Source organism: Methylobacterium sp. NPDC080182 (genome assembly GCF_050281105.1).
Taxonomy (GTDB): domain Bacteria; phylum Pseudomonadota; class Alphaproteobacteria; order Rhizobiales; family Beijerinckiaceae; genus Methylobacterium.
Genome location: NZ_JBNNWO010000017.1, coordinates 92,154 through 118,616, shown reverse-complemented (window position 1 = coordinate 118,616; position 26,463 = coordinate 92,154). Strand labels below are relative to the sequence as shown.

Sequence of the window (26,463 nt, the reverse complement as noted above, 5' to 3'; positions counted from 1 at the left end):
CTTTTTCCGTGACGCTGACGACCCGCTGGGACCGCCATGCAAAACCTGGAACTCTCCGTCTCCTGACTTCTGAAAACACGACCTGAATACAGATCACGACCGAGTTCGGACCTCCAAGTCCCGGTCGCGACGTCGACTTGTCTATCCCGCGACGACCGCCGCGAGGCGGGTCCGGAGGCCGCCCGCGTCGGCCGGGGCGCCCGCGGCCTCCGCGAGGAGCCGGGCCAGGCCGGACGGGTCGTCCGCCTCCGCGGGGAGTCCGGCCGCGTGGACCCGCTCCGCCATCGCCACGCCCGCCGCGGGCGACGCGTCGGCCAGCCCGGCGCAGACCGGGCCGAAGACCGCGCCGAACAGGGCGCGGCCCATGCAGGTCGGCCGGTAGCCGCCGCGCGGCGGGTGGGCCGCGATCCAGTGACGGGCGATGTCCAGCCGCGTGGTCACCCAGGCGTCGGGGTGATCGCCCACGTAGTCGAGGAACCGCTCCAGCGCGGCCATCCGCCCCGGACGCCCGACCAGGCGGCAGTGCAGCCCCACCGACATGATGCCGCCCCGTCCCGCCTCGCCCTCGCGGTACAGGACGTCGAACGTGTCCTTGAGGTAGCCGAAGAACTGGTCGCCGTTGTTGAAGCCCTGGGCGGTGGCGAACCGCATGTCGTTGGCGTCGAGGGTGTAGGGGACGACGAGCTGCTGACGCCCCCCGATCCGCAGCCAGTAGGGCAGGTCGTCGGCGTAGGAATCGGCGAGGTACAGGAATCCGCCCTCGGCGGCGCCGATGGCGAGCGTGTTCGCGGAGGTGCGCCCCTGGTACAGACCGAGGGGCCTGCTGCCCGTCAGTGATGCCTGCAGCGCGACGGCGGCGTCGATATCGGCGCGCTCGGCCTCCGGGCTGTGGTCGCGGTAGTCGATCCAGCGCAGGCCGTGGCTGGCGATCTCCCAGCCGGACTCGACCATCGCGGCGACGGCCTCGGGGTTGCGCTGCATCGCCGAGGCGACGCCGAAGACCGTGACCGGGAGGTTGCGGCGCGTGAACGCGCGCCAGAGGCGCCAGAAGCCGGCGCGGGCGCCGTACTCGTAGATCGACTCCATGTTGGCGTGGCGCTTCCCCGGCCAGGGCAGGGCCCCGACGATCTCGGAGAGGAAGGCCTCGGACGCCGCGTCACCGTGGAGGATGCAGTTCTCGCCGCCCTCCTCGTAGTTGATGACGCACTGGACGGCGACGCGCTTGCCCCCGGGCCAGGCCGGGTCCGGTCGATGCCGGCCGTATCCGACCATGTCGCGGGGATAGTCCTGGTCGAGGTCGAACATGGCGTGATCCCTCGTTCCGACGCGAGATAGACGCACGGCCGACCGTTGGTCCAATATCTTGTTCGGCTTGATTGATAGGTTGCGCGTTTAGATGGTGCGATCATTGATCTGAGTGTCGGAGCGCCGTCGGGCGGATCGCCACCGGCCTGTCGTCGATCCGGCGGAGCCTGCCCGTGCCGGGTCGACGACCTCACGCGCCGCCGCGTCGGCGGCCCGACGGTCGGGCGTCCCGAGCGGGCACCGCGGACCCTAACGGGCGCGGCTGGCGGGGATCCGGCCGGCGGCGAGCATGCCCATCAGGGCGTCGAACGCCAGCGGCTTCTCGACCAGGGGTATGCCGGCGGCGCGGGCGCGGCTCCGGATGCCCGGATCGGGGTGGCCGGTGATCAGGATCACGGGCACGCCGGCAGCGAGGTCGCGCAGCCGGCCCCACACCGCGAGCCCGTCCATCCCCGGCATGACGTGGTCCAGCAGGACGAAGGTCGGGTGCGGGCCGGGGAAGGCGGCCAGCAGCGCGCGTCCGTCGGCGAAGGTCTCCACCCGGTGGCCCTCGCTCTCCAAGAGGAAGCGGGTCGAGTGCAGGATGGCCGGGTCATCGTCCACGACGTAGATGAGGCTCGACGCGGCGGACAGCGTGGCGTTCGCCGGGAGCGTGGCGTCCAGTGAGGTCATGGTGCCGAGCTTAGGGGCGGTCCGCGGCGGCCGACCTTGACCTGCCTCAAGACCGGGGCCGCGCCCGTGCTGGCCCCCAATCCCGAGACCGGCGACGTTCCTGCCCCGGTCGATCCCGGCTCCCGCGCCGCCTGCTGTGCGGCGATCGGCCACGTCGAGCGGTGACGCTCCGGTCCGCACCGGAGGCCCTTTCCGATTGATTCAGCTCCGGTTCCTCATCTTGAAGTTGAATAACCGTCTTTGCACGCACGATATCGCGAGCCGGAGACCGAATGACAGACCCTGTAACGGGAAACTCTTCAGAATAAATCTTAATCAGTTTGCGTATATTTTACGCAACCTGATCATGACTGCTCAGCCTGGCTGACGCGTTCGCAGCCCTGGGTTCCGTCGCCTGGACATCCGCCTCATGAAAATGACCATCAAACTGCGACTCGTCTCGCTGCTCGGCGGACTCGGCTTGGTGCTGCTCGCCACGGCGGCGCTCGGAAATCTCTCGCTCCACTGGAGCCATCAGAGCCTGAAGACCGTCTTCGATGATCGCGTCGTCTGTCTCCGGCAGTTCAGCATCATCCGCGACGCCTACGATGACCTGCTCGACGCCTCGCGCCAGCTGCGCGGCAAGCAGATCGCGCCGGCAGAGGCCAAGGACAAGATCGAGCGCGATCTGTCGAAGCTCCACAAGGAGTGGTCGGCCTATCTGGCGACCTACCTGACCCCGGAGGAGGAGGCCCTCGCCAAGGACCTGCAGCTGGGCGTCGATCGGAACGACGCGATCGCGGCCGAGATCCTCAAGCGCGTCGCCGCCGGCGCGGCCTCGGATTTCGAGACCACCCATACGGACCTGCTGAAGAGCATGCAGGCCACCAACGCCACGCTGAGCAAGCTGACCGCGTTGCAGGTCCGGGAAGCCGAGGCGGAGTTCCGGCGCTCGGAGACGATTGCCGGCTGGTCGCGCCTCGCGCTCCTGGCCGCGCTCGCGCTCGCCGCGCTCAGCATCGCCTACGGCGTGTACGTGATCGTCGTACAGATCACGCGCCCGCTGGGCAGCCTCGTGGGCGTCCTGCAGCGGATGGCCCGCGGCGCGGTCGACGCCGAGATCCGCGAGGCCACCCGCGGCGACGAGATCGGCGCCGTCGGCCAGGCGGTCGAGGGCATCAAGGCCATGGTCGCCCGCAAGGCCGCCGAGGAGGCCGAGGTCCGGCGCCGCGCCGACGCGGCCGCCGCCGCCGAGCGCCGCCGCACCATGATCGAGCTCGCCGACGGCTTCGAGCGCGCCGTCGGCGGCATCGTCGGCCTGGTCTCGTCCTCGGCCACCGAGCTCCAGGCCACCGCCCAGCAGATGACCGCCACCGCCCAGGAGACCGCATCCCAGTCGACCACCGTGGCCGCGGCCGCCGAGGAGGCGTCCACCAACGTCAACACCGTCGCGGCCGCCGCCGAGGAGCTCGGCTCGTCGGTCCAGGAGATCGGCCGGCAGGTGACCGGCTCGGCCCACCTCGCCCAGGCCGCGGTGGGCGAGGCCGACCAGACCGCCTACCTCGTCCAGGCGCTCAGCCAGAACGCCGCGCGGATCGGCGACATGGTCGGGATGATCTCCGGCATCGCCGGCCAGACCAACCTGCTGGCGCTCAACGCCACGATCGAGGCGGCCCGCGCCGGCGCGGCCGGGCGGGGCTTCGCGGTGGTGGCCTCCGAGGTGAAGGCGCTGGCCGAGCAGACCGCCAAGGCGACCGAGGAGATCGCGCGCCAGATCGGCGAGGTCCAGGGGGTGACCGCGCAGGCGGTGACGGCGATCGGCGGGATCACGGGCCGGATCCGGGAGATCGACAGCGTGGCGACCTCGATCGCGGCGGCCGTCGAGGAGCAGGGCGCGGCGACCCAGGAGATCGTGCGCAACGTGGCGCAGGCCTCGGCGGGGACGAACGCGGTGACGGGCAACATCGCCGGCGTGGCGCAGGCGTCGGAGGAGACGGGGGCTGCGGCCTCGCAGGTCCTGTCGGCGGCCTCGGAGCTGTCGCGGCAATCCGAGCATCTCGGCGCCGAAGTCGCCCGCTTCCTCGCCACCGTCCGCGCCGCCTGAGGGCGCCATGACCGAGATCCGCGTCCGCCCGGTCCGACGGGAGCACGCGGATCTCGCCGACGCGCGCGCGTCCCGTCGGCGACGACAATCTCGAGAATCGAGTCGGCCACCCACAGCGCGCAGCAAATCCGCGGCCGCGCCAAGCTTGCCGGATCCTGACACGCGGGCAAGGCCGTGATCGACTTGAGCCAGATCAATGACCGGCCGCACGGATACCGGATGCTCGGGCCGTGAAAGATGGCAGGTCGTCTGTCGCTCAGGGCTCGGGTGCCCGGACATCGGGCCGCCGATGCCGTCAGCCCGCGCGGGGAATCCGGTGAGAACGATCGAGAACCGAACGGCGGATATGGTCCCGAACGCGCTCAACATGCTCCTGGGCGTCGCGCTCCTCCTCGCACCTTGGTACTTGAATCTGGGCTACGAGACGGCCGCCGCGCGCAACGCCTTCGTGACCGGGGGCGCCATCACCGTGGTCGCACTCCTGGCCCTCGGCGTGACCTGCGCCTGGGAGGAATACCTCAACGTCGCCCTCGGGCTCTGGGCGGCCGTGGCGCCCTGGGTTCTCGGCTTCGCCGACGCGACGGCACCCGTGTGGGTGCACGGCCTGACCGGGCTCGCCGTGGCCGCCCTGGCCGCGTACGCGCTGTGGCGGCTCTTCGTGTCGCCCCAGGCGCGCTCCGTCTGAGGCGCGCCCGTCGCCGCCGCGGCCGCGGGCATCCGGCCGGCACACGCGACTACGGGATTGCCCTTAAGGGGCGCGCCTTAAGGCTCCGACCGGAATTTCTCCGCCTCCCGCCCGCTGCCAATCTCGTCCCGACCGACGCAGGCGAGGAGCGCAGCGATGAGCACCGAGTTCACGGCACGGACAGCACCGGAGGGGCCCGCAGCCCGTCCCGCTCCCGTCCCGGAGATCGAGGGGAGCACCCTGTTCGCGGGATGCCCCGACGTCGTTGGGACACCGTTCTCCTACGCCCGCGAGGAGGAGATCTACGGAGAGGGCGAGGAGGCCGAGTTCGTCTACAAGGTCCTCAGCGGCGCGGTGCGCACCCACAGGGTCCTGAGCGACGGGCGCCGCCAGATCACGGGCTTCCACCTGCCCGGCGACCTGTTCGGGCTCGGGCAGGGCGAGACCAATCGCCAGACCGCCGAAGCCCTCACCAGCACCAAGGTGCTGATCTTCAAGCGGCGACAGGTCGAGCGCGCCGCGACCGGGCGGGCCGAGGTCGCCTGCCGACTCTGGAGCATGGCCACGAGCGACCTGCGACACGCCCAGGACTTGGCACTCCTGCTCGGACGGCGCTCGGCCCAGGAGCGGGTCGCCGCCTTCCTGCTGGAGGTCGATGACCGCCTCGGCGCCGCCGGCACCTTCGCGCTGCCGATGACCCGCCGCGACATCGCCGACTACCTCGGCCTGACCATCGAGACCGTATCCCGCACCCTCTCGCAGCTGGAGGAGGACGGGGTGTTGCGACGCGACGGCGGCCGACAGGTGTGCCTGCATCGGACCCGGCTGCGCCGGCTCGTCGAGGATTGAGACAGGCGCCGCCGGGGACGCCACCGGGAACGCCGCTGCGGGCTACCGCGTGGTTTCGCGTTGGCTTTCGGGGTGGCGTCTGCGCGCAGGACGCTGCCTCGGAGACGGTCGCGGACGGCGCCGGCGAGCGGGTGCGGAGACGAAGGGCGTCACCGCCTCTGGAAGCGCGCGATCAAGCCCGGGGCCTCCTCGCGGATCAGCCCGAGAAAGTTGTCGATCACCGGGTTTCGGCGCTGATGATGCAGCGCGTAGACGTCCGCCGACAGGAAGGGCGGCTTGATCGGCAGGACGACGACGTCCGGATGTCTCGGCCGGCCGACGAATTCCGGGATGATGGCGAGACCGAAGCCCGCCGCGACCAGGTTGATCAGCGACGAGGCCTCGCGGACCTGCTGCGAGATGCTCGGCGTGAACCCGCGCGCGATGCAGGCTTGGTAGATATCCGCCGCGAAGCGCGAGCTCTCGAGGCCGAGCGAGATCAGCGGCTCGCTGCGGAAGACGTCGATCGCGACACTGCGACCGGCGGCGAGGGTGTGCTCGCGCGGCACGGCCACGCAGAGCCGCTCCGGCCACGCCAGGTGGGCGACGAGATCCGGATCCTCGGGGGGGCTGCGGAGGAAGCTGAGATCCGTCCGGTTCGCCTTGAGGGCCGCAATCTGGTCGGCCGGCGCCATCTCGTGGATGCGCACGTCCACCGCCCGGAAGCGCTGCTCGAAGGCCCGGATCAGGCAACCGGCCGGCCCCGCGAGGACGGAACTCGTCATGCCGATGTTGAGGATGCCGGCTGTTCCGGTGCCGATCGTCCGCGCCCGGTCGACGGCATCGGCGACCTGCGCGAGGACCGCCCGCGCGTTCCCGAGGAAATCCTCGCCCGCCGCGGTCAGGACGACGCGCCGGCTCGAGCGCTCGAACAGGTTGACGCCGATCTCCACCTCGAGATCGCGGATCTGCTGGCTCAGCGGCGGCTGCGACACGCCCAGGCTCTGGGCGGCGGCGGTGAAGCTGAGATGCTCCGCCACCGCGGCGAAGTAGCGAAGATGCCGGAGTTCCATGGGCCGACCCATAGGAATTTCGAATGGATAGAAGCACGGAAGGTCTTTTGCGTCTAGACTCGCGGGGTGGACGTCCTCGACGGCCGGGATCTCGCCGGCCCGTCAGGACCGTCGACAGCGGCGTGTCGCCGAGGCGGGACCCGGCAGGCGTCCGTCCCGCACCGCGCTCAGGTCCCGCCCGGGTGGATCCCGACGCGCTCCGCGGCGAAACGCTCGCGGAGCCAGGCCGCGGCGGGGCCGCAGGGCCGCTGCTTGTGCCAGACCAGTTCCAGGGCGATCGGCCAGTCGCCCTCATCGAACTGGAGGTCGGGCGTCACGAGGTACGGCGCCGTGAGGGACGCGGCGATGACGTGGTCGGTGACGAAGGCCCAGCCGATCCCGTGCTTCACCATCTTCAGGATGACCCAGTGGCTCTCCACCCACCACACCTCGGCGGCGACCCGCAGACGGCGCTTCTCCGCCCCGTCGCCGCGGGCGGCCACGAGGATTTGGCGGTGGCGCTTCAGCTCCTCCCACGCCACCCGCTCCTTCGCGAGCGGGTGATCACGGCCGCAGACCAGCTTGAGCGGCACCCAGCCGATGGTCCGGAACCCGAGCTCCGTCGGGAGCCCCTCCTGGCGCCACATCACGCCCAGGTCGGCGGCGCCCGACTGGACCATGCGGCTGACATCCTCCATCAGCGGGAAGAGCAGCTCGAGCTCCACGAAGGGGAAGCGCTGGGCGAAGCTGGCGAATAGGGCGCCGAGGGCGTGCTCGGGGTAGAGCTCGTCGATGGCGACCACCAGCCGGTTCTCGACGCCCTGCTCCAGGCTGCTCGCCACACCGATCAGGTGCTCCCGCCGGTCGAGCACCACGCGCGCCTCCAGCAGCAGCCGCTCGCCCGCCGGGGTCAGCACCGGGTTCCGGCCCGCGCGGCTGAACAGCGCCAGCCCCAGATCCGTCTCGAGGTTGGCCACCTGCGTGCTGACGGCCGACTGCGCCTTCCGCAGCACCCGCGCCGCGCCCGAGAACGACCCGGCCTCGGCCGCCGCTACGAAAGCCTGGAGCTGGTCGAGCGAGACCGCCATCTATCTGTTTATCCGATACTTTCTAACTTGTGGATCGCCTTATCGCAGATAGAGAGCGGCTGACCAATCCGCCTCTCGAGAGCGAGACCATGCGCACCACCCGCGACCGCATTCGCCACGCCATCCTGTTCGAGGTTATCGGGCTGCTCCTCATCGTCCCGCTCGGGACCGCGGCCTTCGGCCTGCACGCCGCCGACATGGGCGTGATCGGAATCGGCAGCGCCCTCGTCGCGACGAGCTGGAACTACGTCTACAATCTCGGCTTCGACCGGACGATGCAGCGGCTCGCCGGGCACACGCGCAAGAGCCTCGTCCTGCGGGTCGCCCACGCGGTGCTGTTCGAGGCGGGGCTGCTCCTGATCCTGCTGCCGCCGATCGCGTGGTATCTCGGCATCGGCCTCGTGGAGGCCTTCTTCATGGATCTGGCGATCGCGGCCTTCTACGTGGCCTACGCCTTCGTGTTCAATCTCGCCTACGATCGAACCTTCCCGCTCCCGAGCTGGACCGAGGCTGCCGCCGAGCCGTCCCGCTGACGCTCGCGCCGGCCGCGCGGCGAGACCGCGACGGCGGCGCGGCGGGCGTTCGAGGGTCCGCGGCGCCGCGTGAGGCGCCCGCTATCCCTCCGCGCGGACGAGATCCGTCGTCTCCGGTCCGCGCCGAACCTCCGCGCCCAAGGGACCGACGGGTGGCCGGCCCGGCGGGATCAGCGCGGCGAGCGCCTTCTGGAGAAGGTCGGGCCGGACCGGCTTGTGAATCAGAGGGACCCCGCTGTCCAAGGCCTCCCGCATGCGGACGGGCGCGGTGTCGCCGGTGATGAGGATCGCCGGGATCGGCCGTCCCCAATGCTGCCGCAGCGTCGCGATGGCTTCGGCGCCGGTCTGGCCCCTGCGCAGGCGGTAGTCGCAGATCAGCGCGTCCGGCGGCGGCCCCTGCGGCGGCAGTTCGGTGACGTCGGTCGGGTCCTCGAAGGCCCAGCACAGGCAACCCCAGCCGGAGAGGAGCGCCACCATCGCGTCGCGGACGATGGCATCGTCGTCGACGATCAGGATGCGGGCGCCGACCAGGCCACCGCTCTCCGCGATGGCGGCCGCGGGCGCGTCGTCGAGCCCGGCGTCCCGCCCGGCATCGAGCGTCCGGGGGACGAGGATGCGGAAGACGCTGCCGCTCCCCACCTTCGACGAGAGGGAGAGCGGGTGATCGAGCGAGGCGGCGATCCCGCGCGCGATCGCGAGTCCCAGCCCCAGACCCTTGTGACGATCGCGCTCGGGATTCCCGAGCTGGTAGAACTCCCGGAAGATGTCCTCGCGCTTGTCGACCGGGATGCCGATCCCGGTGTCGTAGACTTCGATCGACACGCCGGCGCGCCGGCGCCGGCAGCCGATGAGGACGCCGCCGCGCTCGGTGTACCGGATGGCGTTGAGGACGAGATTGCGCAGGACCAGCTCCAGCAGGGCCGGGTCCGAGACGATCGCCAGGTCCGTCTGGGGCGTCCGATAGATCAGGCGCTTGGCGTCGGCCAGCGGCGCCAGCTCGTTCTCGATCTTGTCGAGGAGCGGCTGGAGCTCGAAGGCGCGGGGCCGCGGCGTGATGACTCCGGCCTCCAGGCGCGAGAAGTCCAGAAGCGTGTTGAGCATGTCGGTCGACGCGACGTTCGCGGTCTGGGCGTTCTGCAGGATCCGCCGCTGCGGCGCGGCGAGATCCGTCTGGCTCAGCGCCTGGAGGAAGAGGCCCTGGGCGTGGACCGGCTGGCGCAGGTCGTGGCTGGCCGCCGCGAGGAACTGCGACTTCGCGGTGTTGGCGTGCTCGGCGTCGCGGCGGGCCCGGTGCGCCGCGGCGGTCTCCGCGCGCAGCTGCTCCACGAGGGCCGCGTTCTCGAAGCGGAGCTCGATCGATTCCCGCACGCGGCGGCTGGCGAGCACGACCTGACCGTACTGCCCGACCACGAAGAGGATCGAGCAGATTGCCAGGGCGCGGTAGGGCGCGCCGCCGAGCGACCAGAGGGTTCCCGCGGCCAGGACGGCGACGGGCACGACGAGGGCGAGGTAGAGGTGCCGCCGCGGCGCCAGGAGCGAGACGCCGTTGCTGCAGGTCGCGCCCAGCAGCGACATGGTCAGGATGCTCACCGCCGGGACCTGGAGCGGCAGCGCGATCCAGATCAGCGATCCCAGGATCGCGCCCTCGACGATCTTGCTCAGGAAGATGACCCGCTCGACCCGGCGGGCGCGGTCGGGCTCGCCGATCGCGGCGCGGACACGACGCGCGTAGGCGGCCGCCCCGAACCGCTCGACGAGGAACGCGCCGTACCAGCTCAGCAGGACGGCGTGGGGCACCAGGCTCCACAGCACGGCCAGCATGAGCGTCGAGACGAGGAAACCGACGGCGACCGACTGCGTGACGCCGTCCAGGACGAGGCGCAACTGCTCGGCCGCGATCCGCTCCTCCTGCGACGGGCTCATCGGATCAGGCCGAACTGCTGCGCCTTGAACACCGCCTCGGCGCGCCGGGTCACCCCCAGGACCGACAGCAGACCCTGCACGTGGCCGCGGACCGTGTGTTCCGACAGACCGAGATTGCGTCCGATCATCTTGTTGGACAATCCGCGCCCGACGAGGGTCAGCACCTCGGCCTGCCGCGGCGTGAGCGTCGGGCAGAGGGCGCCCCCGACCCGCGGGACCGCGGACGACCGGGCGAGCATCTCGCGCAGGACCGTCATCATCCGCTCGGGGCGGTCGGTCTTGGACAGGAACGCGCAGGCGCCCTGCGCCAGCGCCGTGCTGACGGTATCGGGCAGATCCAGGCCGGACACGACGACGATCCGGGCGGCCGGCCAGCGTTGCTGGAGCAGGCCCATCCCCTCGAGCCCGCCGATGCCCGGCAACTGGATGTCGAGGAGGACGATCGTCGGGACGACGGCCACGATGGCGAGCGCCTCGTGCAGCGATGGGCTGTCGAGAACCGGGATCTCATCGAACGCCGTCGACAGCATCGAGACGATGCCGGACCGGAACAGCGCGTGGTCATCGATGATGAGGATTGCTTCCTGCGCCATGCGGATCCTGTCTAGAGCAACCGCACAGGCGCCGTCACGGGTCATGGACCAGTCCATGTGGACTGGTCCACGAAGCCATCCCGATCGGCTAAGCCACGGGTCGAGGAATTCGATCGCGCGCGCCCGGACATGCAGCTGGAGACCACGCGGACGGGATCGGATGCTGGGCGAGGGCGTCCGCCATCCCGCGCGGCCCGCGCTTCACACCGCTGCCGTCGCGGCGACGGTCCGGTGATCGCGGGCGGTGACGTCCGTCGGACCGCGCGCGCGCGGCCCTCCCAAGTCGATTCGAGGGAATCCCATGGTTCATCGCCGTCAGAGACGAGGCATCGGCCGGACCGCGTCCGATCCGACGTTCGACGCGAAGGGTCCCCTGATCGTGCGGTGGATCGGTGCCGCGGCCCGCAAGCGCGGCCGGGCGGCCGACCGGGAAGCTCCGCCCGCTCCGACCCCGGACAACGTGACGAGGCTGTCCTGGGCCGACACCTTCGGACGGGCGATCAGCGCCGATCCTCAGCGGCCGGTGGGATCCGCGACCGTCCTCGCGATGCGTCCCCGCGCGAGCAGGCGCGCGTGCGGGCCGATCGTCCGCGCGAGACAGGCGGTGAGCGCCGCGATCCCGACCTCGCTGCCGTAGAGCGAGACGGATCGGCTGATCTCGATCGCTCTACCGTCGGATCTCGGTGCCGGTCGGGGATCCACGCCCGCCCGGCGGCGCGGTGTCCGGCGCGAGAAGGCCGGAGCCGGTCCTGAGCCAGAGCCCGTCCGGCGCCGCCTCGATCGCGGACAGGCGCAGGGCCCGGAACGACCAGCCCGGCGAGACGGCACCGTCCCGGAGGTCGAACGACGCCTGATGCCGGGGGCAGTGCAGCCGGCCCGCGACGCAGCGTCCGAGGGCGAGGTCGGCCCCCTCGTGCGGGCAGGCGCGCTCGGCGGCCACGATCCGGGCCCCGTCCCGAACGAGGAGCAGCCGGCGGCCGACCGCCGTGACGGGGAGCAGGTCCCGGTCGCCGAGAAGGTCGACCGGGCCGAGGCGGATCCGGCCCGGCAGATCCCGCTCAGCCACCGAGATAGGCGTCCCGCACGTGGGGGTCGGCGATGAGGTCCTGCCCGCGCCCCTCGAGGACGATGCGGCCGGTCTCGAGGAGGTAGGCGTAGTCGCAGAGTTCGAGAGCCGCGAAGGCGTTCTGCTCCACGAGGAGCACGGTCGTGCCGGCGTCGCGGATCGCCCCGATCACCGCGAACATCCGCTCGACGATGTTGGGGGCGAGCCCCAGGGAGGGCTCGTCGAACAGCACGAGCTTCGGGCGCCCCATCAGCGCGCGGCCGATCGCCAGCATCTGCTGCTCGCCGCCCGACAGCGTGCCGGCGGCCTGGTCGCGCCGCTCCGCGAGGCGCGGGAACTCCCCGTAGATGCGCGCCAGGTCCGCCGCGACCGCCGCCCGGTCGCGGCGCAGGTAGGCGCCCATGGCGAGGTTCTCGGCGACCGTCATCTGCGGGAAGACGCGCCGGCCCTCCGGGCAATGGGCGATGCCCGCCGCCAGGATCCGGCGGGGCTCCGCCCCCGCGATGTCCCGGCCGGCGAACCGGATCGCGCCGGAGCGCGGCGGGACGAGGCCGGAGATCGCCCGGAGCGTCGTGGACTTGCCGGCGCCGTTGGCGCCGACGAGGGCGACGAGCTGGCCCGCGCGCACGTCGATCGTGAGCCCCTTCAGCGCCGTGACGTGGCCGTAGCCGCAGACGAGGTCGCGGATCTCAAGCATGGACCGCCTCCTGCGCGGCAGCCGCGGCGGCCTGCCGGGCGGCGCTGCCCTGGCCGAGATAGGCCTCGATCACCGCCGGGTCGCTGCGGATCCGGTCCGGCGGCCCCTCGGCGATCAGGCGCCCGTAGTTGAGGACGACGATGCGGTCGGACACCTCCATCACCATCGGCATGTCGTGCTCGACGAGCAGGATGGTGACGCCGCGCTCCCGGATTTGCCGGATCAGGCGCACGAAGACCCGCGTCTCGGAAGCGTTCATCCCCGAGACCGGCTCGTCGAGAAGCAGCATGGCGGGCTCGGTGGCGAGCGCCAGCGCCACGCCGACGAGGCGCTGCTCCCCGTAGGCGAGGGCGCCGGCCTTCTCCTGCGCCCGCCCGGCGAGCCCGACCCAGTCGAGCAGCGCCGCGGCCCGGGCGCGCAGCTGCCTCTCGCCGGCCCCCGCGCGGCCGAGAAGCGCGTCCAGAACGGGCGCGCGGCCCGCCGCGGCGCCCATCTGGTGCAGGCCGATCATCACGTTGTCGAACACCGTGTCGTCCGGGAAGACGCTGGTGCGCTGGAAGGTGCGGGCGAGGCCGAGCCGCGTGATCGCGTGCGGCGGCAGGCCCTTCAGGGACGTGCCGCGGAAGCGGACCGCGCCCTGGCTGGGCTTGAGGAAGCCCGTCATCACGTTGAAGGCCGTCGTCTTGCCGGCCCCGTTCGGGCCGATCAGGCTGACGATCTCGCCCGCGTGGACGTCGAAATGCAGGTCGGCGATGGCGACGAGGCCCCCGAAGCGGACGCCGACATGCTCGACGGAGAGGATCGCGCTCATCGCTGCACCGCCGGATTGGCCTCGAGGACGGGCGCGGCCGGGGCCGGGCGGCGGCCCAGCAGCGCCGCCAGTCCCGGCACGATGCCCCGCGGCATCACGAACAGGATCACGATCAGCACGAGGCCGTAGACGATCCACTGCGCCTCCGGCGCCATGACCGGGCGGAGCGCCACCGGCAGCAGGCCGAAGATCAGGCCGCCGACGACCGGGCCCAGCAGGGTGCCCTTGCCGCCCGCCACCACCATGATGACCATGGTGACCGTGGTGGCGAACAGGAACACGTCGGGATCGATGATCCGCAGGTAATGGGCGTAGAGGCTGCCGGCCGCGCCGGCCATGGCGGCCGAGATCACCGCCGCCACCGTCAGCGTGCGCGTGGCGTTGATGCCGACCGAGAGCGCCAGCGGCTCGTTCTCCTTGAGGCCCCGCATCGCCCGGCCGAAGCGTCCGCCGACCAGGCGGGCGATCACGGCGTAGCAGAGCGTCCCCACGGCCAGCACGAGGTAGTAGTTCTGGAGCTTGGTCTTGAGGGTCCACATCCCGAGGCCCGGCAGGCCGAGGGTGATGGCGGGGATGTTGGTGAGCGCCAGCGGCCCCTGCGTCAGCTCCACCCAGTTGAGCGCCACGAGCCGCACGACCTCGGCGAACGAGATCGTCACGATCACGAAGTAGGCGCCGCGCACCCGGAAGGAGAGCCGCCCGATCAGGTAGCCGCAAGCGCCCGCCGCCGCCGTCGCCAGCAGGAGGCCGACCACCGCCGGCCAGGGCTCGTGGACCGCCCGGATGCCGAAGCCGAGATCCACGTCGAAGCCGAGGCTGGTCAGCGCGCTGACGTAGGCGCCGATCCCGAAGAACGCGATGTGGCCGAGGCTGAGCTGCCCGGTGAAGCCGAGGAGCAGGTTCAGGCTCATGGCGCCGATCGTCAGGATGCCGGTCACGATCAGCGCGTTGAGGAGGTAGGGGTTGGCGCCGAGCCCCAGGGGCAGGGCGACGAGGCCGGCGAGCAGGGCGAGGGGGAGGAGCCGGTTCATCCGACGCGCTCCGCCTTCGCGAACAGCCCGGTGGGCCTGCAGAGCAGGACCGCGATGATGATCAGGAAGCCCATCGCGTCCCGGTAGCCGGAGGAGACGTAGCCGGCGCCCAGTTCCTCGGCGAGCGCCAGGATGAAGCCGCCGATCGCCGCGCCGGTGACGTTGCCGAGCCCGCCCAGGATGACGATGGCGAAGGCCTTGAGCTCGGCGAGGCCGCCCATCTGCGGGAACACCACGTAGACCGGACCGAGGAGCGCGCCGGCCGCCGCCGCCAGCGACGAGCCGAGGGCGAAGGTCGCGGTGTAGATCCGGCGGACGTCGACGCCCATCAGCGCCGCCGTGTCGGAATCCTGGAACGCGGCGCGCATGGCGAGCCCGAGCTTGGTCCGGTTGATCAGCGCGTAGGTGAGGGCGATCAAGGTCAGCGCCGCCCCGAGCACGAACAGCCGCAGCCACGACACCGAGACCGGGCCGACCTGGAGCGGCGCCTCGGGAAAGGGCGCGGGGATCGCCTTGGCGACGCCGCCGAAGGTCCAGAGCGTGCCCGATTGCAGGACGATGCCGGCGCCGATCATCACCAGCATGGTGGTGTCGATGTCCGAGCCTCGGAACGGGCGCAGCAGCAGCAACTCGATCGCGGCCCCGAGCAGGAGCCCGCCGAGGATCGCCACAGGAAGCGCCAGGAAGAAGTTCAGTCCCAGCGCGGCGACCGCGAGGTACATGACGTAGGCGCCGACCGTGTAGAGCGCGCCGTGGGTGAAGTTCACGACGTTCATGATCCCGAAGATCAGCGTCAGGCCGATCCCCAACAGCGCGTAGGTGCCGCCGAGGATGAGCGCGTTGACGAGGTGCTGGATCAGTTCATTCACGGGCGGCCTCCGAGGGTGCGCCCCGGCCCGGAGGCCGGCGGACGGGCGAGGGGGCCGGCATCAGAGCGCCGGCCCGGGGGCGCTCACAGCGCCGGCACGATCACCGTCCCGTCCTTGATCTCGACGAGGTAGACGTCGGGCTTGCTCTGGCCGCTCTCCTTCCCGGCGGGGCCGGCCTTGGCGAAGCGGATCGGCCCGTTGAGCCCGACGAAGTCGACCGACCAGAAGGCCTTGGTGATCGCGGCCGGATCGGCCGAACCCGCCTTCTCGATGGCGTGGGCGATCGCGCGGATGCCGTCGTACCCGCGAAAACTCTCGGTGACGCCGGCGAAGTCGAAGCCGCGCGTCTTCCACGCGGCGATGAACGCCTCGGTGGCCTTCGGGTCCGGCGTCCTGTCGGGCGACCAGGGCAGGAAGGTCGTGAGGTGCATCGTGCCGTCGGCGGCCGCGCCGGCCTGGGCGATGATCTGGTCGGGGTTCTGGGAGCCGCCGGTGGTGATGACCCGCTTCTTCAGGCCGAGCGCCGCCATCTGCTTGAACAGCAGCACGAGCTGATCGACCGAGCTCGTGATCATGATCGTGTCGGAGTCCGACGCCTTCAGCTTGGCGAGCTGGGCGCTCATGTCCTGTGCGCCCTGGTCCATCGTCTCGACGAGGCCGACCGTCACGCCCTTGTCCTTGAGCATCTTGCCGAAATCGGTCGCGGCGCCGCGGCCGAAATCGTTGTTGAGGACGAGGAAGTCGACCTTCTTCAGCCCGAGGCGGCCGACCATGGGCGCGAAGGTCTCGGCCTCGAGCGACGAGGGCGGCGAGATCCGGAACACGTAGGGGTTGCCGGAGGTCGTGATTTTGCCGGACGAGGAGGTTTCGACCAGCATCGGCGTCTCGTAATCCGCGAGCTTGGGCATCACAGCCAGCGTCAGGCTGGAGCCCCAGGCGCCCATCATCACCGGGGTCTTGTCGCTGGTGATCAGCTTCTCGGCGACCGCGGCGGCCTCGGTCGGGTTGCTCTTGTTGTCCTCGATCACGAGTTCGAGCTTCTTCCCGAGGACGCCGCCCTTGGCGTTGATCTCGTCGGCGGCGATCTTGGCGCCGTTGACCACGTAGGTGCCCGAGGCCGCGAACGGCCCGGTCAGCGGCTCGTTGACGCCGATGCGGATCGCCTCCGCCCGTGCGCCGGTGGCCGTCAGCGCCAGCAGGATCGCGGTCGTGAGGGTGAACCTGCCTAGCATTCGCGTGTCTCCGGTGCGTTGGGGCGGGATGGGATCAGGCGCGGCCGAACCACGCGGCGAGGCGCGCGCGGGCGAGGCCGAGGAGCAGGCGGAGCGGGTTGAGGCCGGCGGGCGCCGGCGCCGCGACGCCCGAGAGCCGGGCATCGAGGTTGCGGGTGAACTCCGCGGCGATGCGGCCGGCGAGGTCGCGCACGAGGCCGGGCCGGCCGAACTGCGCGAGCGGCCCGGTCAGGGTGTAGCCGACGTCGAGGTCGACCCGGGCGGTGCCGGGCGTCGGCCCGGCCTCGACCCGGTAGCGGATCCGGCCCTCGGTCGCCGAGCGGCCGCCCGCGTCGCTGCCGGCCCCGTGGACCGCCCCGGACCGCGCGGCCTCGTCGCGTTCGAGGCGGGCGCGGCCGCGGAACGTCGCGGCGATCGGCCCGATCCGCGCCTGCAGGCCGCCCTCGACCGTGTCGGGGGTGGGCCGCGCCGTCAGCACCGCGCCCGGCAGGCAGGCGGCGACCGCCGCGATGTCGCCCAGCAGGGCGAAGACGGCCTCCGGCGGGTGGGGGAGGTCGAGCACCTGCGTGAAGCCGTGGGCCGGGGTGAACGCGTCGGACAGGTCCGCGACGGCCGCGGGCGCCGCCGGGGCGATCCGATCCGCCGGCGGTTCCAGGGGCGCGAAAGCCGCGTCGCCGATCCGGGCGCCGACCGGGCCGAGCGGCCGCGCCGCACCGGTCTCCGGGGGGATGCCGCGCCCGCGCCTTTCCGCGATCACCGCCATCACGGCCCGGACGATGCCGGCATAGCCGGTGCAGCGGCACAGGTTGCCCGACAGGCCGACGCAGATCCGCCGCTCGTCGGCCTCGGGCAGCCGCAGGACCAAATCGCGGGCGGCCACCAGCATCCCGGGCGTGCAGTAGCCGCACTGGAGCGCGTGCTCGCGGTTGAAGGCGGCCCGCAACTCGCCCGCGATCGCGTCCGCGTCGAGGCCCTCGATCGTCGTGACCGCGGCGCCCGCGCAGGCCCCCGCGTAGGTGAGGCAGGCGCGGGCCGGCTCGCCGTCGAGCAGGACCGTGCAGGCGCCGCAGACGCCGTGCTCGCAGCCCAGATGCGTGCCGGTGAGGTCGAGCCCGTCGCGCAGCACGTCGCCGAGGTGGCTGCGCGGCTCGGCCGCGACCCGCACGGCCCGGCCGTTCACCGTCAGCGCCAGGGCCATGCGCGACGTCCCGGGTTCGGCCAGCGCGGCGCTCATGCGGCCTCCGGAAGGGTGTTGGCGCGGGGATCGGGCGCGGCCGCCGCGGCCACCGCGCGGCTCAGGACGGTGACGTGGATGTGCCGCTCGACCGCGTCGGCCATGCCAGCCTCCCGCAGGGCCTGGTCGGCGGCCCGGGGGTCGAAGCGCGCGGCGAAGTCGGCGCCGATGCGGCCGCCGAAGAGCGGGCGGGCATCGGCCAGGAGCACGGGCGGCCCCTCGACCGCGCCGATCACGGCCCGGCCCCGGCCCGCGCCGGGCTCGAGTCGCACAGCCCCGATGGCGTGGGCGAACTCGCCGATCTTCGCGCAGTGCTTGACGTAGCCCCAGGCCGCGCCCGCCGGCAGCGCCGGGACGCGCACCGCGACCAGGATCTCGTCCGCGCCGAGCGCCACTTCGAGGGCGCCGGTCACGAAACGCTCCACCGGCAGGGTGCGGCGGCCGCTCCGCCCCGCGATCTCGACCTCGGCGCCGAGGGCCGTCAGGGCGGTGACCCAGTCGGCGGCCGGGTCGGCGTGGACGAGGCTGCCGCCGATCGTGCCGCGGTTGCGGACCGGCCGGTAGGCGATCGCGGCGGCGACCCGCCGCAGCGCGCCGCCGGTGAGGTCCGGGACGCGCCCGTCCTCGATATCGGCGTGGGTCACGCAGGCCCCGAGGACGAGCGTGTCGCCCTCGACCCGCGCGTCCCGGAGTTCGGGGATGCCGGTGATGTCGAGGATCAGGGTGGGCTCGACGAGGCGCAGGTTCAGCATCGGCCCGAGGGACTGGCCGCCCGCGATCAGCTTCACGCCCGCGGGGGCTTCGGCGAGGCGTGCCAGCAGCGCGGGCAGGCTGTCGGGGCGCTCCCAGGCGAAGGCGGCGGGCTTCATGCGGCCTCCCGCGCGGTCTCGGCGGGATCACGGGCGGCGAGCACCGCCTCCACGATCCGCCGGGGGGTGAGGGGCGAGTGCAGCAGCTCGACGCCCAGCGGCGCGAGGGCGTCGTTCACGGCGTTGGCGAGCGCCGCCGGCGGCGCGATGGCGCCGCCCTCGCCGATGCCCTTCTGACCGAAGCGCGTGTAGGGCGAGGGCGTCTCCATGTGGTCGATGCGCGCCATCGGCACGTCGGCGGCGCCGGGCAGGAGGTAGTCGGCCAACGTCGAGGCCAGGGGCTGGCCGCGGGCGTCGAAGCGCATCTCCTCGAACAGGGCCGTGCCGATCCCCTGCGCGAGGCCGCCGTAGATCTGGCCGTCGACCACGAGGGGGTTCACCAGCGTGCCGCCGTCCTCGACGATGACGTAGTCGAGGATCTCGACCGCCCCGAGCTCGGGGTCGACCGCCACCACGGCCGCGTGCGCCGCGTACGAGAAGGTGCCGGAATCGCGCACCGGCTTGTAGCCGGCGGTGACCTCGAGCCCGCCGGGATCGGTGTCGGGCGCGAGGTCCTGCGGGCGGCGGTACCAGGTGCGGGCGATCGCCTCGAGCGGGACATCGCCGGAGGGGCCGACGACGTGGCCACCTTCGAACCGGCATTCCTCGGGCCGCGCCTGAAGCAGGTGGGCGCCGATCCGCACGGCCCGGGTGCGCAACTCCTCGCAGGCCGCCGCGACCGCGCCGCCCGCCATCACCATCACGCGGGAGCCCCAGGAGCCGGTGGAGTAGGGGGTCATGGCGGTGTCGCCGTGGACGAGGCGGGTGCGCGCCACCGGCACGCCCAGGATCTCGTGGGCGACCTGGGCCAGCGTCGTCTCCAGGCCCTGGCCGTGGGAATGGGCGCCGATCCGCAATTCCAGGCCGCCGTCCGGGGTGAGGCGGGCGCTCGCCTGCTCGTGGCCGGGGACCATCGGGATGCCCCAGCCGGAATAGACCGAGGTGCCGTGCGCGGCCTGCTCGCAGTAGATCGCGAGGCCGAGGCCGATCCGGCGCCCGTCCGCCTCGCCCTCACGCTGGCGGGCGCGGACCGCCGCCACGTCGACGGCCTTCAGCGCGCGGGCGAGCGCCTCCGGGTAGTCGCCGCTGTCGAAGTGCTTCTTCGTGATGTTCTCGAACGGCATCTGCCCGGGCCGCACGAGGTTCTTCTCGCGCACCGCCTCGGGCGGGATCCCGGCCGCGCGGGCGACGGCGTCGAGCACCAGTTCCAGGGCGAAGCAGACGCCGGTGCGCGCGACGCCCCGGTAGGGCAGGATCGGGCACTTGTTGGTCGCCACCGACCATGTCCGGCAGCGATAGGCCGGGAAATCGTAGGGCCCCGGCAGGATGCTGGCGACCTGCGCGGCCTCCAGGCAGGCCGAGAACGGGTAGGCCGAGTAGGCGCCGGAATCGACGGTGGCCTCGCAGTCGATGCCGCGCAGGGTCCCGTCCAGCTCCGCGTAGGCGGTGATGCGGTAATGGTGCTCGCGGCAATTGGCGTTGGCGGTCAGGTGCTCGCGGCGGTCCTCCAGCCAGCGGACAGGGTGGCCGCAGCGGAGCGCGAGCCAGGCGAGCGCCACGTCCTCGGCGAGCAGGATCGCCTTGTAGCCGAAGCCGCCGCCGACATCCGGCGAGACGATGCGGATGCGGCCCTGCTCGATCCCGAGGCATTCGGAGAGGCCGTTGCGCACGATGTGCGGCATCTGGCTCGCGGTGTGGACGACGAGCTGGTCGAGGCGGTGATCGAGGCTCACCACGGTGCCGCGGCCCTCGATCGGCGCCATGCACTGGCGGCCCGTCGAGATGGTGCGGCTCACCTTGATCGGCGCGTCGAGGGCGCTCTCGATGCCGACATCGACCAGGGTCTCCAGGAAGACGTTGTCGCCCCAGTGCTCGTGGACGAGGGCGGAGCCCGGCGCGCGGGCAGCCAGCATGTCGTGGATTGCGGGCAGCTCCTCCAGGTCGAGCACGACGGCGGCGGCGATGTCCTCGGCCTCCGCGCGGGTCGGGGCGACGCACATCGCCACCAATTCGCCGACCTGCCGGACCTTGCCGGTGGCGAGCACCGGCTGCTCGGAAACCTTGAAGCCGGGCAGCCCCGAGACCGCTCGGATCGGCAGCACGCCGTCGAGGTCGGCGGCGGTGAAGACGCGGTCGCGATGGGCCTTCGGCACGTGGATGGCGCGGATCCGGGCATGGGCGAGCGGGCTGCGCACGAAGGCGACGTCCTGCATCCCCGGCAGCCGGAGGTCGCCGACATACTGGCCGCGCCCGCGCATCAGGCGGTCGTCCTCCTTGCGGGGCAGGGGAGCCCCGACGCCCTCGCGGCTCATCGGGCGCCTCCGAGAACGTCCTGCGCGGCGCGGACTAGGAGGCCGTCGGGCCGGCGGAATCCGTCGAGGATCGAGAAGTGGTCGGCGCCCGGGACCGGCAGCAGGGCGCCCGGCGCGTGGGCGGCGCCGCGCAGGGCGTGGAGGTTGCGCGCGTCGCGGACGAGGGCGGGCAACTCCCGGCTGCCGTAGGCGACCGTCATGGGCTTGGGCACGACGGGCAGGCGCAGGGGCGACAGCGTCCCGATCTCGTCCCCGCTCAGTCCGAGCTTCTCGTTCAGGTAGGTCTCGCGGATCGGCGCGAGGTCGTAGACGCCGGAGATCGCCAGGACCGCGGTCACGGCGGGATGCCCGAGATGGAGCGCGGCGAGCTGCGCCCCCGCGGACCAGCCGGCGAGGACGATCGGTCCGCCGATCCCGCGCGCCGCCCCCTGCTCGGCGAGCCAGTCGAGGGCGGCCCCGATCTCGGCGACGATCCCGGTGAGGCTCGTCTCGGGCGCCAGGGTGTAGCCCGGCATCGCCACCGACCAGCCGGCGGCGTTCAGCCCTTCCGCGAAGCAGGCGAAATCGGCCCGGGCGTTGCGCTGCCAGTAGCCGCCGTGGATGAAGACGAGGCAGGGCGCCCCCGTCTCCGACGCCGGGTAGAGGTCGAAGCCGGTGCGTGCGCCGGCGGCGTAGGGGATGTCGAGCCCGGCCGGGTGCGCCGCGCGGTAGGCCGCGGAGGCCGCGTTGCGGGCCGCGACCTGCGCGGCGCTGTCGGGCACGCCCGCGTTGTTGTCGTAGCAGGCGCCCCGGGCCGCGAAGTCCAGGCTGTCCCAGCGGCGGCGCGGGTCCGGCGGTGTCGGGTCGTCGAGGACGAAGGCGGTCACCGGCGCCACCTCAGGCCGCGATCGCCTGGGGCAGGATCGGCGAGTCGGCCTCGAAGCGCTTCCCCGCGCGCAGGCAGAAGGCCGGTCGCAGCAGGCGGTCGGCGATCACCCGCGTGTCCTCGTTGTCGCGCAGCAGGAAGCGGCCGCGATCGTCGTGCAGCACCGAGACGTCGGCCGCGTAGCCGACCTTGAGCGCGCCGATCCGGTCGCCCATGCGCAGCATCTCGGCCGGGTGCGACGTCACCATCGGCACCACCTCCTCCAGCGGGATGCCGAGCGCCATCATCGAGCTCATCGCCTGGGTCAGGCTGAACCGGGCCTGGCCGAGGAAGGGATGGTTCTCGTCGTCGTGGTGCTCGTCCGGGGTGCCGGCGGGCTTCGTCACCTCGGGGATCTCGGTGTTGTAGCCGTGCATGTCGGCGCCGAGCGTGTAGGGGATCACGCCGGCCGGCAGGGACGCGCGGGCCACGCGGTAGGAGAAGTGGCTGCCGTGGCCGACATCGACCTTGAGCCCGGCCTCCATGGCCCGGCGGATGATGTGGTGGACCTCGCCCTGCTCGTTGATGAAGCCGCCCGGGTGGCGGGTGAAGGGATGGGCCAGCACGTCGCCGGGCCGCAGCAGCGGGATCACCCGCTCGACGATGGTGTCGGCGTCCTCGCCGTTGGCGCCGGATTCCGGCAGGCCCCAGAGCTGACCGAAATGCACGTAGAGCGGCAGGTCGGCGCGGCGGCTGATCTCGGCCGCCATCTCCATCACCTTGATGCCCCAGCGGGCGAAGCCGCCGATCTCGGCATGGCCCTTGATTCCGCGCACGAGGTCGCGGTTCTCGGTGGCCGACTTCACCGTCGCGTCGATGTCGACGCCGTCCGGGCTGTAGAGGTTCGGGTAGAAATGCCCCTCCAGGCCGCCGACGAGGTAGGCCGACAGGAAGGCGAGCACCTGCGTCTCGGAGCGCTCGGCGATGAAGTGGCGGAAGCCCGGCAGGGTCATGCAGGACGGCCCGCCCTGGTCCACCACCGTGGTCACGCCCGATCGCACGCCGACCATGTCGGGGTTCAGGCCGAACCGGCCGGTGACGTACTGGTAGACGTGGGCGTGGGTGTCGATCATGCCGGGCAGGACGAGCTTGCCCGAGACGTCGACCACCTCGGCGGCGGCCGAGGGCAAAATCGTCTCCGCCACGGCGGCGATGCGCCCGTCCCGCACCGCCACGTCGCGGATGCCGTCGATGCCGGAGGCCGGGCAGATGACCCGCCCACCCCGCAGAACCAGATCATAGCGGCGATTGTCCATGTCGACCTCGTGGTCCCGGCCGGCGCGCGCCGGCCTCGCCCTTGCCAAAAGCGAAGCATGCTTCGTATTCCGGCGTTGCACACCGCGTGCCAAGGCTGGAACCGTTCTGCGGAGGCGGACGATGGATGAGGTCCCGGATGCCGGCTGCGCGGCGGGATTGGCGGAAGCGGGGACCGCGTCAGGGGCGGCGGACGCCCGGCACTGGCCCCTGGCCGAGCGCCCGGGCTTCCTCGCCCGCCGCATGCACCAGATCCACGTCAGCCTCTTCGCCGAACGCTGTGCCGCGTTTCGCGTCACCCCGCTCCAGTACAGCCTGCTCTCGTTGCTGCGCGATCTGGGGGAGGCCGATCAGACGACGCTCGCGAGCGCGGTCGCCCTCGACCGGACGACGACGACCGGCGCCCTGAAGCGCCTCGCGGCCCGCGGTCTGGTGAGCCGCACGACCTCGCCCCTCGACCGCCGCGCGCAGGTCTGCCGGCTGACGGACGAGGGCGCCGCGCTCCACGGCGCGATGGAGCCGGCGGCGCGGGCGGCGCACGGCCTCACCGTCGAGGCCCTCACCCCGGCGGAGCAGGACACGCTGACCCGGCTCCTGCGCCGCGTCATCGCGGGGCACGAGCACCGGCGCGGCCAGCCCGACATCCTGTAGGGCGTCGCCGACGCGGCCGGCAGCACGCCTCACTGCTCAAAGAAAACACAGATCGTCCTGCGTCCGAGCGCCGCGAAAAGCTCTTTCTTCCAACATCTTCGCGAAAATTGGACGCGCATTCCATTTACAGAACGCGGAGACGTTGCGCATAAATACGGCATGGAATGCCCACAGCGCGCGCTGAGCTGATCACGCGTCGCATCTGAGCTTCCCACCGCGCGACGAATGCCGGCACCCGACCATCGTTCCGCCCGCCGACGCGCGCCGCGCGCGGGCGGGCCGGCGCGGGGTTGGCACATGTCCTGCGTGCGGTGGGCAGCTCACAGCATGCTGTGGGAGCCTCAATGCTCGAACAGCGAGGTGCGATGACGACCCGCGATGACAGGTCCCGGCCCGCTCGCCCGACCGCGACGGTGCTCGCCGTCCCCGACGCCACGCGCAAGGGCAACCAGGCCTACGACCTGATGAGGCGCGAGATCGTCGCCTGCCGCCTCCTGCCCGGCACGCGCTTCACCGAGGCCGAGGTGATGGAGCGGTTCGAGATCGGCAAGGCGAGCTGCCGGATCGCGCTCCAGCGCCTGGCCCAGGAAGGCTTCGTCAGCTCGATGCCGCGGCACGGCTACCGGGTCAGCCCGGTGACCGTGAAGGATGTCGACGAGGTCTTCGCCCTCCGGATGGAGCTCGAGCCCCTCGCGGCGCGGGGCGCCGCCGGCCGCGTGAACCGGGCGCATCTGGAGCGCCTGGAGCAGGCCTGCCGCCGCAAGATCACGGTGGAGATGGGCAACCAGATCGACTTCTTCCTGGAGGCCAACCGGGGCTTCCACCTCGCGATCGCCGCGGCTTCGGGGAACGGGCGCCTGTACCGGACGCTGTCGGGCCTCCTCGACGAGATGACCCGCCTCGTCGCCCTCGGCTTCGGCGTGCAGGGGGTGCGGCCGAACATCGAGAACGACCACACCGCGATGATCGAGCACCTCGTGGCGGGTGACGCCGACAGCGCCGCCCTGGTGGCCCGCCGCCACGTCGAGACGTTCCGCGACATGACCCTGGAGAAGGTCATCGCCAGCCTGCGCGACACCGCGGTGGTGGCGCCGGTGCGGCCGGCCCGGGTCGACGGGGGCGAGCCGTGAACGCCGTCGAGCTCGACCACGTCAGCAAGTGGTTCGACCGGCGCGAGGGCGGGCCGCTCCACGTCCTCGACACCGTCGACATCGCGATCCCGCAGCACGCAATCGTCGCGATCCTGGGCGCGTCGGGCTGCGGAAAGAGCACCCTCCTCAACATGATCGCCGGGCTGGTCGAGCCCGATCAGGGCGCCGTCCTCCTGAACGGCATCCCGTCGCATGCCTTCCGCGACTGGCGGGCCATGACCTACATGTTCCAGGAGGACCGGCTGCTGCCCTGGCGCACGGCCGCCCAGAACGTCGCCTTCGGCCTCGAGGCCGGACGCATGGGCCGGGCGGAGCGGGCGCGGCGGGTCGACGAGACCCTGCGGCTCGTCGGGCTGGAGGCCTTCCGCGACGCCTACCCGCACGAATTGTCGGGGGGTATGCGCAGCCGGGTGGCGCTCGCGCGCAGCCTCGTGACCGAGCCCAAGATCCTGCTCCTCGACGAGCCGTTCTCGAAGCTCGATCCCGAGATCCGCGCGCAGATGCACGCGGAGCTGCTGCGCATCGCCGGCCTGCGGGCGATGACCCTGGTCTTCGTCACGCACGACGTCGAGGAGGCGGTGGTGCTGGCGAGCCGGGTGGTCGTCCTGCACCCGCGGCCGGGCCGGATCGGCACCGTCCGGGCCATCGATCTGCCGTACCCCCGCGACCCGCTCTCGACGGAGGTCGCCGAGGAGGTCCGGCGCCTGCGCATCAGCCTCTCCGCGGCGAGCGCGCGATGCTCGTGAAGACCCCGCCGCGCCTGATCCGGCGGACGCGGACGTCCGGCGCCGGACGCCGGGCGGGCGTGCTGCTCCAGCGGCTCGCCCTGCTCGCCCTGGCGCTGGCCGCGTGGCAGCTCGGATCGCTGCACGCGCCGAGCTTCGTCCTGCCGAGCCCCGCGCGGGTCTGGCACACGTGGCTCGGCCTCGTCGCCACGCCGAGCTTCGCCGCCGATCTCGGCATCACGCTGGGCCGGATCGGCGCCGGCCTCGCTTTCGCGGCCCTCGTGGGGCTGCCGCTCGGCCTGCTGCTCGGCGCGAGCCCGCGCCTCGGGCGCTTCTTCGAGCCGGTGCTGACGGTGACCAACACCGTCTCCTCCGCGATCTGGGCGATCTTCGCGCTGATCTGGTTCGGCCTCTCGAACTGGACCACGATCTTCGTGGTGTTCATGACCGCGATGCCGCTGATCCTGACCAACGTCTGGCAGGGCACGCGCACGGTCAGCGCCGAGCATCTCGAGCTCGCCCGGACCTTCCGGATGCCGCGCCGCAAGGTGCTGACCAAGATCTACCTGCCGACGATCCTGCCCGCCTTCTTCGCGGGCGCGCGCCTTGCCATCGGCTTCGGGGCGCGGGTCGTCCTCGTGGCGGAATCGCTCGGGGCGAGCAGCGGCATCGGCTACCGCCTGCGGCAGGCGGCCGACCTCGTCCAGACCGACCAGGTCTTCGCCTGGACCCTCACCCTCGTCGCCCTGATGATCGGGCTCGAGACGCTCGTCCTGAAGCCGGCCGAGCAGCGCCTGTTCGCCTGGAAGAAGGTGGCGCAGCCGTGATGGCCGGCGCCAGCCGGGGACACGCCCGC

25 protein-coding genes and 1 pseudogene are annotated in these 26,463 nt (G+C 72.1%); 9 read left to right on the top strand and 17 right to left on the bottom strand.

Annotation, left to right across the window (positions count from 1 at the left end; genetic code table 11):
• Positions 1–195 precede the first annotated feature (195 nt).
• Both puuE and ACQKQD_RS26575 read right to left on the bottom strand, forming a co-directional pair.
• Positions 196–1,305 (bottom strand): annotated as a pseudogene (puuE, locus tag ACQKQD_RS26580) (allantoinase PuuE); the annotation flags it as partial.
• A gap of 249 nt (positions 1,306–1,554) precedes the next feature.
• A complete protein-coding gene (locus ACQKQD_RS26575; RefSeq protein ID WP_427510030.1) occupies positions 1,555–1,977 on the bottom strand; it encodes a response regulator transcription factor in 423 nt (140 codons plus the stop codon).
• 36 nt (positions 1,978–2,013) lie between these two features.
• Here ACQKQD_RS26575 and ACQKQD_RS26570 point away from each other — a divergent pair, with 36 nt between their 5' ends.
• The 4 genes from ACQKQD_RS26570 to ACQKQD_RS26555 all read left to right on the top strand — a co-directional run bounded on the left by ACQKQD_RS26570 (position 2,014) and on the right by ACQKQD_RS26555 (position 5,594).
• The gene (locus tag ACQKQD_RS26570; protein ID WP_427510029.1) at positions 2,014–2,142 is read left to right on the top strand and encodes a hypothetical protein; all 129 of its coding nucleotides are present in this window, start codon (positions 2,014–2,016) and stop codon (positions 2,140–2,142) included.
• 244 nt (positions 2,143–2,386) lie between these two features.
• Positions 2,387–4,060 (top strand): methyl-accepting chemotaxis protein, encoded by a 1,674-nt coding sequence (locus tag ACQKQD_RS26565; protein WP_427510028.1) that lies wholly within the window; start codon positions 2,387–2,389, stop codon positions 4,058–4,060.
• A gap of 346 nt (positions 4,061–4,406) precedes the next feature.
• Complete coding sequence (locus tag ACQKQD_RS26560) at positions 4,407–4,745, top strand: SPW repeat domain-containing protein (RefSeq protein WP_427510027.1); 339 nt, start codon at positions 4,407–4,409, stop codon at positions 4,743–4,745.
• 156 nt (positions 4,746–4,901) lie between these two features.
• Positions 4,902–5,594, top strand: coding sequence for a helix-turn-helix domain-containing protein (locus ACQKQD_RS26555; protein WP_020094456.1), 693 nt, complete (start codon positions 4,902–4,904; stop codon positions 5,592–5,594).
• Between the two features lie 149 nt (positions 5,595–5,743).
• Here ACQKQD_RS26555 and ACQKQD_RS26550 read toward each other — a convergent pair whose 3' ends face one another.
• Both ACQKQD_RS26550 and ACQKQD_RS26545 read right to left on the bottom strand, forming a co-directional pair.
• Positions 5,744–6,658 carry a LysR family transcriptional regulator gene (locus tag ACQKQD_RS26550; protein WP_026605139.1) on the bottom strand — a complete coding sequence of 305 codons (915 nt, stop codon included), beginning with the start codon at positions 6,656–6,658 and terminating at the stop codon, positions 5,744–5,746.
• A 155-nt stretch (positions 6,659–6,813) separates the two neighbouring features.
• A complete protein-coding gene (locus ACQKQD_RS26545; RefSeq protein ID WP_427510026.1) occupies positions 6,814–7,713 on the bottom strand; it encodes a LysR family transcriptional regulator in 900 nt (299 codons plus the stop codon).
• An 89-nt stretch (positions 7,714–7,802) separates the two neighbouring features.
• On the opposite strand from ACQKQD_RS26545, the gene ACQKQD_RS26540 reads away from it, so the two are divergent.
• Positions 7,803–8,246, top strand: a complete 444-nt coding sequence (locus tag ACQKQD_RS26540; protein ID WP_020094459.1) for a PACE efflux transporter — start codon at positions 7,803–7,805, stop codon at positions 8,244–8,246.
• A gap of 81 nt (positions 8,247–8,327) precedes the next feature.
• Here ACQKQD_RS26540 and ACQKQD_RS26535 read toward each other — a convergent pair whose 3' ends face one another.
• From ACQKQD_RS26535 to ACQKQD_RS26475, 13 genes are all read right to left on the bottom strand, one after another.
• Positions 8,328–10,169: an ATP-binding response regulator gene (locus ACQKQD_RS26535; protein WP_427510025.1), complete on the bottom strand. Its 1,842-nt coding sequence runs from the start codon at positions 10,167–10,169 to the stop codon at positions 8,328–8,330.
• Positions 10,166–10,762 (bottom strand): response regulator, encoded by a 597-nt coding sequence (locus ACQKQD_RS26530; protein WP_056527077.1) that lies wholly within the window; start codon positions 10,760–10,762, stop codon positions 10,166–10,168. The genes ACQKQD_RS26535 and ACQKQD_RS26530 overlap by 4 nt, the downstream gene beginning before the upstream one ends.
• A 667-nt stretch (positions 10,763–11,429) precedes the next feature.
• Positions 11,430–11,828 carry a Rieske (2Fe-2S) protein gene (locus ACQKQD_RS26525; protein ID WP_427510024.1) on the bottom strand — a complete coding sequence of 133 codons (399 nt, stop codon included), beginning with the start codon at positions 11,826–11,828 and terminating at the stop codon, positions 11,430–11,432.
• A complete protein-coding gene (locus ACQKQD_RS26520; RefSeq protein WP_100251686.1) occupies positions 11,821–12,525 on the bottom strand; it encodes an ABC transporter ATP-binding protein in 705 nt (234 codons plus the stop codon). Before ACQKQD_RS26520 ends, ACQKQD_RS26525 begins: the two co-directional genes overlap by 8 nt.
• The gene (locus ACQKQD_RS26515; RefSeq protein ID WP_427510023.1) at positions 12,518–13,336 is read right to left on the bottom strand and encodes an ABC transporter ATP-binding protein; all 819 of its coding nucleotides are present in this window, start codon (positions 13,334–13,336) and stop codon (positions 12,518–12,520) included. Before ACQKQD_RS26515 ends, ACQKQD_RS26520 begins: the two co-directional genes overlap by 8 nt.
• Positions 13,333–14,367 carry a branched-chain amino acid ABC transporter permease gene (locus ACQKQD_RS26510; protein WP_020094466.1) on the bottom strand — a complete coding sequence of 345 codons (1,035 nt, stop codon included), beginning with the start codon at positions 14,365–14,367 and terminating at the stop codon, positions 13,333–13,335. The genes ACQKQD_RS26515 and ACQKQD_RS26510 overlap by 4 nt, the downstream gene beginning before the upstream one ends.
• Complete coding sequence (locus tag ACQKQD_RS26505) at positions 14,364–15,236, bottom strand: branched-chain amino acid ABC transporter permease (protein ID WP_020094467.1); 873 nt, start codon at positions 15,234–15,236, stop codon at positions 14,364–14,366. The genes ACQKQD_RS26510 and ACQKQD_RS26505 overlap by 4 nt, the downstream gene beginning before the upstream one ends.
• Before the next feature lie 83 nt (positions 15,237–15,319).
• On the bottom strand, positions 15,320–16,468 hold the full coding sequence (locus ACQKQD_RS26500; RefSeq protein WP_427510022.1) for an ABC transporter substrate-binding protein: 1,149 nt from the start codon (positions 16,466–16,468) through the stop codon (positions 15,320–15,322).
• A gap of 34 nt (positions 16,469–16,502) precedes the next feature.
• Positions 16,503–17,702: a xanthine dehydrogenase family Fe-S subunit gene (locus tag ACQKQD_RS26495; RefSeq protein ID WP_427510021.1), complete on the bottom strand. Its 1,200-nt coding sequence runs from the start codon at positions 17,700–17,702 to the stop codon at positions 16,503–16,505.
• On the bottom strand, positions 17,699–18,571 hold the full coding sequence (locus ACQKQD_RS26490; protein WP_427510020.1) for an FAD binding domain-containing protein: 873 nt from the start codon (positions 18,569–18,571) through the stop codon (positions 17,699–17,701). The genes ACQKQD_RS26495 and ACQKQD_RS26490 overlap by 4 nt, the downstream gene beginning before the upstream one ends.
• Positions 18,568–20,922, bottom strand: a complete 2,355-nt coding sequence (locus ACQKQD_RS26485; protein WP_427510019.1) for a xanthine dehydrogenase family protein molybdopterin-binding subunit — start codon at positions 20,920–20,922, stop codon at positions 18,568–18,570. Before ACQKQD_RS26485 ends, ACQKQD_RS26490 begins: the two co-directional genes overlap by 4 nt.
• Positions 20,919–21,788: an alpha/beta hydrolase gene (locus ACQKQD_RS26480; protein ID WP_427510018.1), complete on the bottom strand. Its 870-nt coding sequence runs from the start codon at positions 21,786–21,788 to the stop codon at positions 20,919–20,921. The genes ACQKQD_RS26485 and ACQKQD_RS26480 overlap by 4 nt, the downstream gene beginning before the upstream one ends.
• 10 nt (positions 21,789–21,798) lie before the next feature.
• Positions 21,799–23,082 carry an amidohydrolase/deacetylase family metallohydrolase gene (locus ACQKQD_RS26475; RefSeq protein ID WP_427510017.1) on the bottom strand — a complete coding sequence of 428 codons (1,284 nt, stop codon included), beginning with the start codon at positions 23,080–23,082 and terminating at the stop codon, positions 21,799–21,801.
• Positions 23,083–23,203: 121 nt separating this feature from the next.
• Between ACQKQD_RS26475 and ACQKQD_RS26470 the strand changes: the two genes are divergently transcribed.
• The 4 genes from ACQKQD_RS26470 (at position 23,204) to ACQKQD_RS26455 (ending at position 26,434) form a co-directional block, all read left to right on the top strand.
• Positions 23,204–23,731, top strand: coding sequence for a MarR family winged helix-turn-helix transcriptional regulator (locus ACQKQD_RS26470; protein ID WP_244539941.1), 528 nt, complete (start codon positions 23,204–23,206; stop codon positions 23,729–23,731).
• 365 nt (positions 23,732–24,096) lie between these two features.
• The gene (locus ACQKQD_RS26465; RefSeq protein WP_427510016.1) at positions 24,097–24,861 is read left to right on the top strand and encodes a GntR family transcriptional regulator; all 765 of its coding nucleotides are present in this window, start codon (positions 24,097–24,099) and stop codon (positions 24,859–24,861) included.
• A complete protein-coding gene (locus ACQKQD_RS26460; RefSeq protein ID WP_020094476.1) occupies positions 24,858–25,628 on the top strand; it encodes an ABC transporter ATP-binding protein in 771 nt (256 codons plus the stop codon). The genes ACQKQD_RS26465 and ACQKQD_RS26460 overlap by 4 nt, the downstream gene beginning before the upstream one ends.
• On the top strand, positions 25,619–26,434 hold the full coding sequence (locus tag ACQKQD_RS26455; protein WP_020094477.1) for an ABC transporter permease: 816 nt from the start codon (positions 25,619–25,621) through the stop codon (positions 26,432–26,434). Before ACQKQD_RS26460 ends, ACQKQD_RS26455 begins: the two co-directional genes overlap by 10 nt.
• Positions 26,435–26,463: the final 29 nt, after the last annotated feature.

Coding starts and splice junctions, on each gene's coding strand:
- ACQKQD_RS26575 (WP_427510030.1), bottom strand. CDS start 1,977: ATGACCTCACTGGACGCCACGCTCCCGGCGAACGCCACGCTGTCCGCC.
- ACQKQD_RS26565 (WP_427510028.1), top strand. CDS start 2,387: ATGAAAATGACCATCAAACTGCGACTCGTCTCGCTGCTCGGCGGACTC.
- ACQKQD_RS26560 (WP_427510027.1), top strand. CDS start 4,407: ATGGTCCCGAACGCGCTCAACATGCTCCTGGGCGTCGCGCTCCTCCTC.
- ACQKQD_RS26555 (WP_020094456.1), top strand. CDS start 4,902: ATGAGCACCGAGTTCACGGCACGGACAGCACCGGAGGGGCCCGCAGCC.
- ACQKQD_RS26550 (WP_026605139.1), bottom strand. CDS start 6,658: ATGGGTCGGCCCATGGAACTCCGGCATCTTCGCTACTTCGCCGCGGTG.
- ACQKQD_RS26545 (WP_427510026.1), bottom strand. CDS start 7,713: ATGGCGGTCTCGCTCGACCAGCTCCAGGCTTTCGTAGCGGCGGCCGAG.
- ACQKQD_RS26540 (WP_020094459.1), top strand. CDS start 7,803: ATGCGCACCACCCGCGACCGCATTCGCCACGCCATCCTGTTCGAGGTT.
- ACQKQD_RS26535 (WP_427510025.1), bottom strand. CDS start 10,169: ATGAGCCCGTCGCAGGAGGAGCGGATCGCGGCCGAGCAGTTGCGCCTC.
- ACQKQD_RS26530 (WP_056527077.1), bottom strand. CDS start 10,762: ATGGCGCAGGAAGCAATCCTCATCATCGATGACCACGCGCTGTTCCGG.
- ACQKQD_RS26520 (WP_100251686.1), bottom strand. CDS start 12,525: ATGCTTGAGATCCGCGACCTCGTCTGCGGCTACGGCCACGTCACGGCG.
- ACQKQD_RS26515 (WP_427510023.1), bottom strand. CDS start 13,336: ATGAGCGCGATCCTCTCCGTCGAGCATGTCGGCGTCCGCTTCGGGGGC.
- ACQKQD_RS26510 (WP_020094466.1), bottom strand. CDS start 14,367: ATGAACCGGCTCCTCCCCCTCGCCCTGCTCGCCGGCCTCGTCGCCCTG.
- ACQKQD_RS26500 (WP_427510022.1), bottom strand. CDS start 16,468: ATGCTAGGCAGGTTCACCCTCACGACCGCGATCCTGCTGGCGCTGACG.
- ACQKQD_RS26495 (WP_427510021.1), bottom strand. CDS start 17,702: ATGAGCGCCGCGCTGGCCGAACCCGGGACGTCGCGCATGGCCCTGGCG.
- ACQKQD_RS26490 (WP_427510020.1), bottom strand. CDS start 18,571: ATGAAGCCCGCCGCCTTCGCCTGGGAGCGCCCCGACAGCCTGCCCGCG.
- ACQKQD_RS26485 (WP_427510019.1), bottom strand. CDS start 20,922: ATGAGCCGCGAGGGCGTCGGGGCTCCCCTGCCCCGCAAGGAGGACGAC.
- ACQKQD_RS26475 (WP_427510017.1), bottom strand. CDS start 23,082: ATGGACAATCGCCGCTATGATCTGGTTCTGCGGGGTGGGCGGGTCATC.
- ACQKQD_RS26470 (WP_244539941.1), top strand. CDS start 23,204: ATGGATGAGGTCCCGGATGCCGGCTGCGCGGCGGGATTGGCGGAAGCG.
- ACQKQD_RS26465 (WP_427510016.1), top strand. CDS start 24,097: ATGACGACCCGCGATGACAGGTCCCGGCCCGCTCGCCCGACCGCGACG.
- ACQKQD_RS26455 (WP_020094477.1), top strand. CDS start 25,619: ATGCTCGTGAAGACCCCGCCGCGCCTGATCCGGCGGACGCGGACGTCC.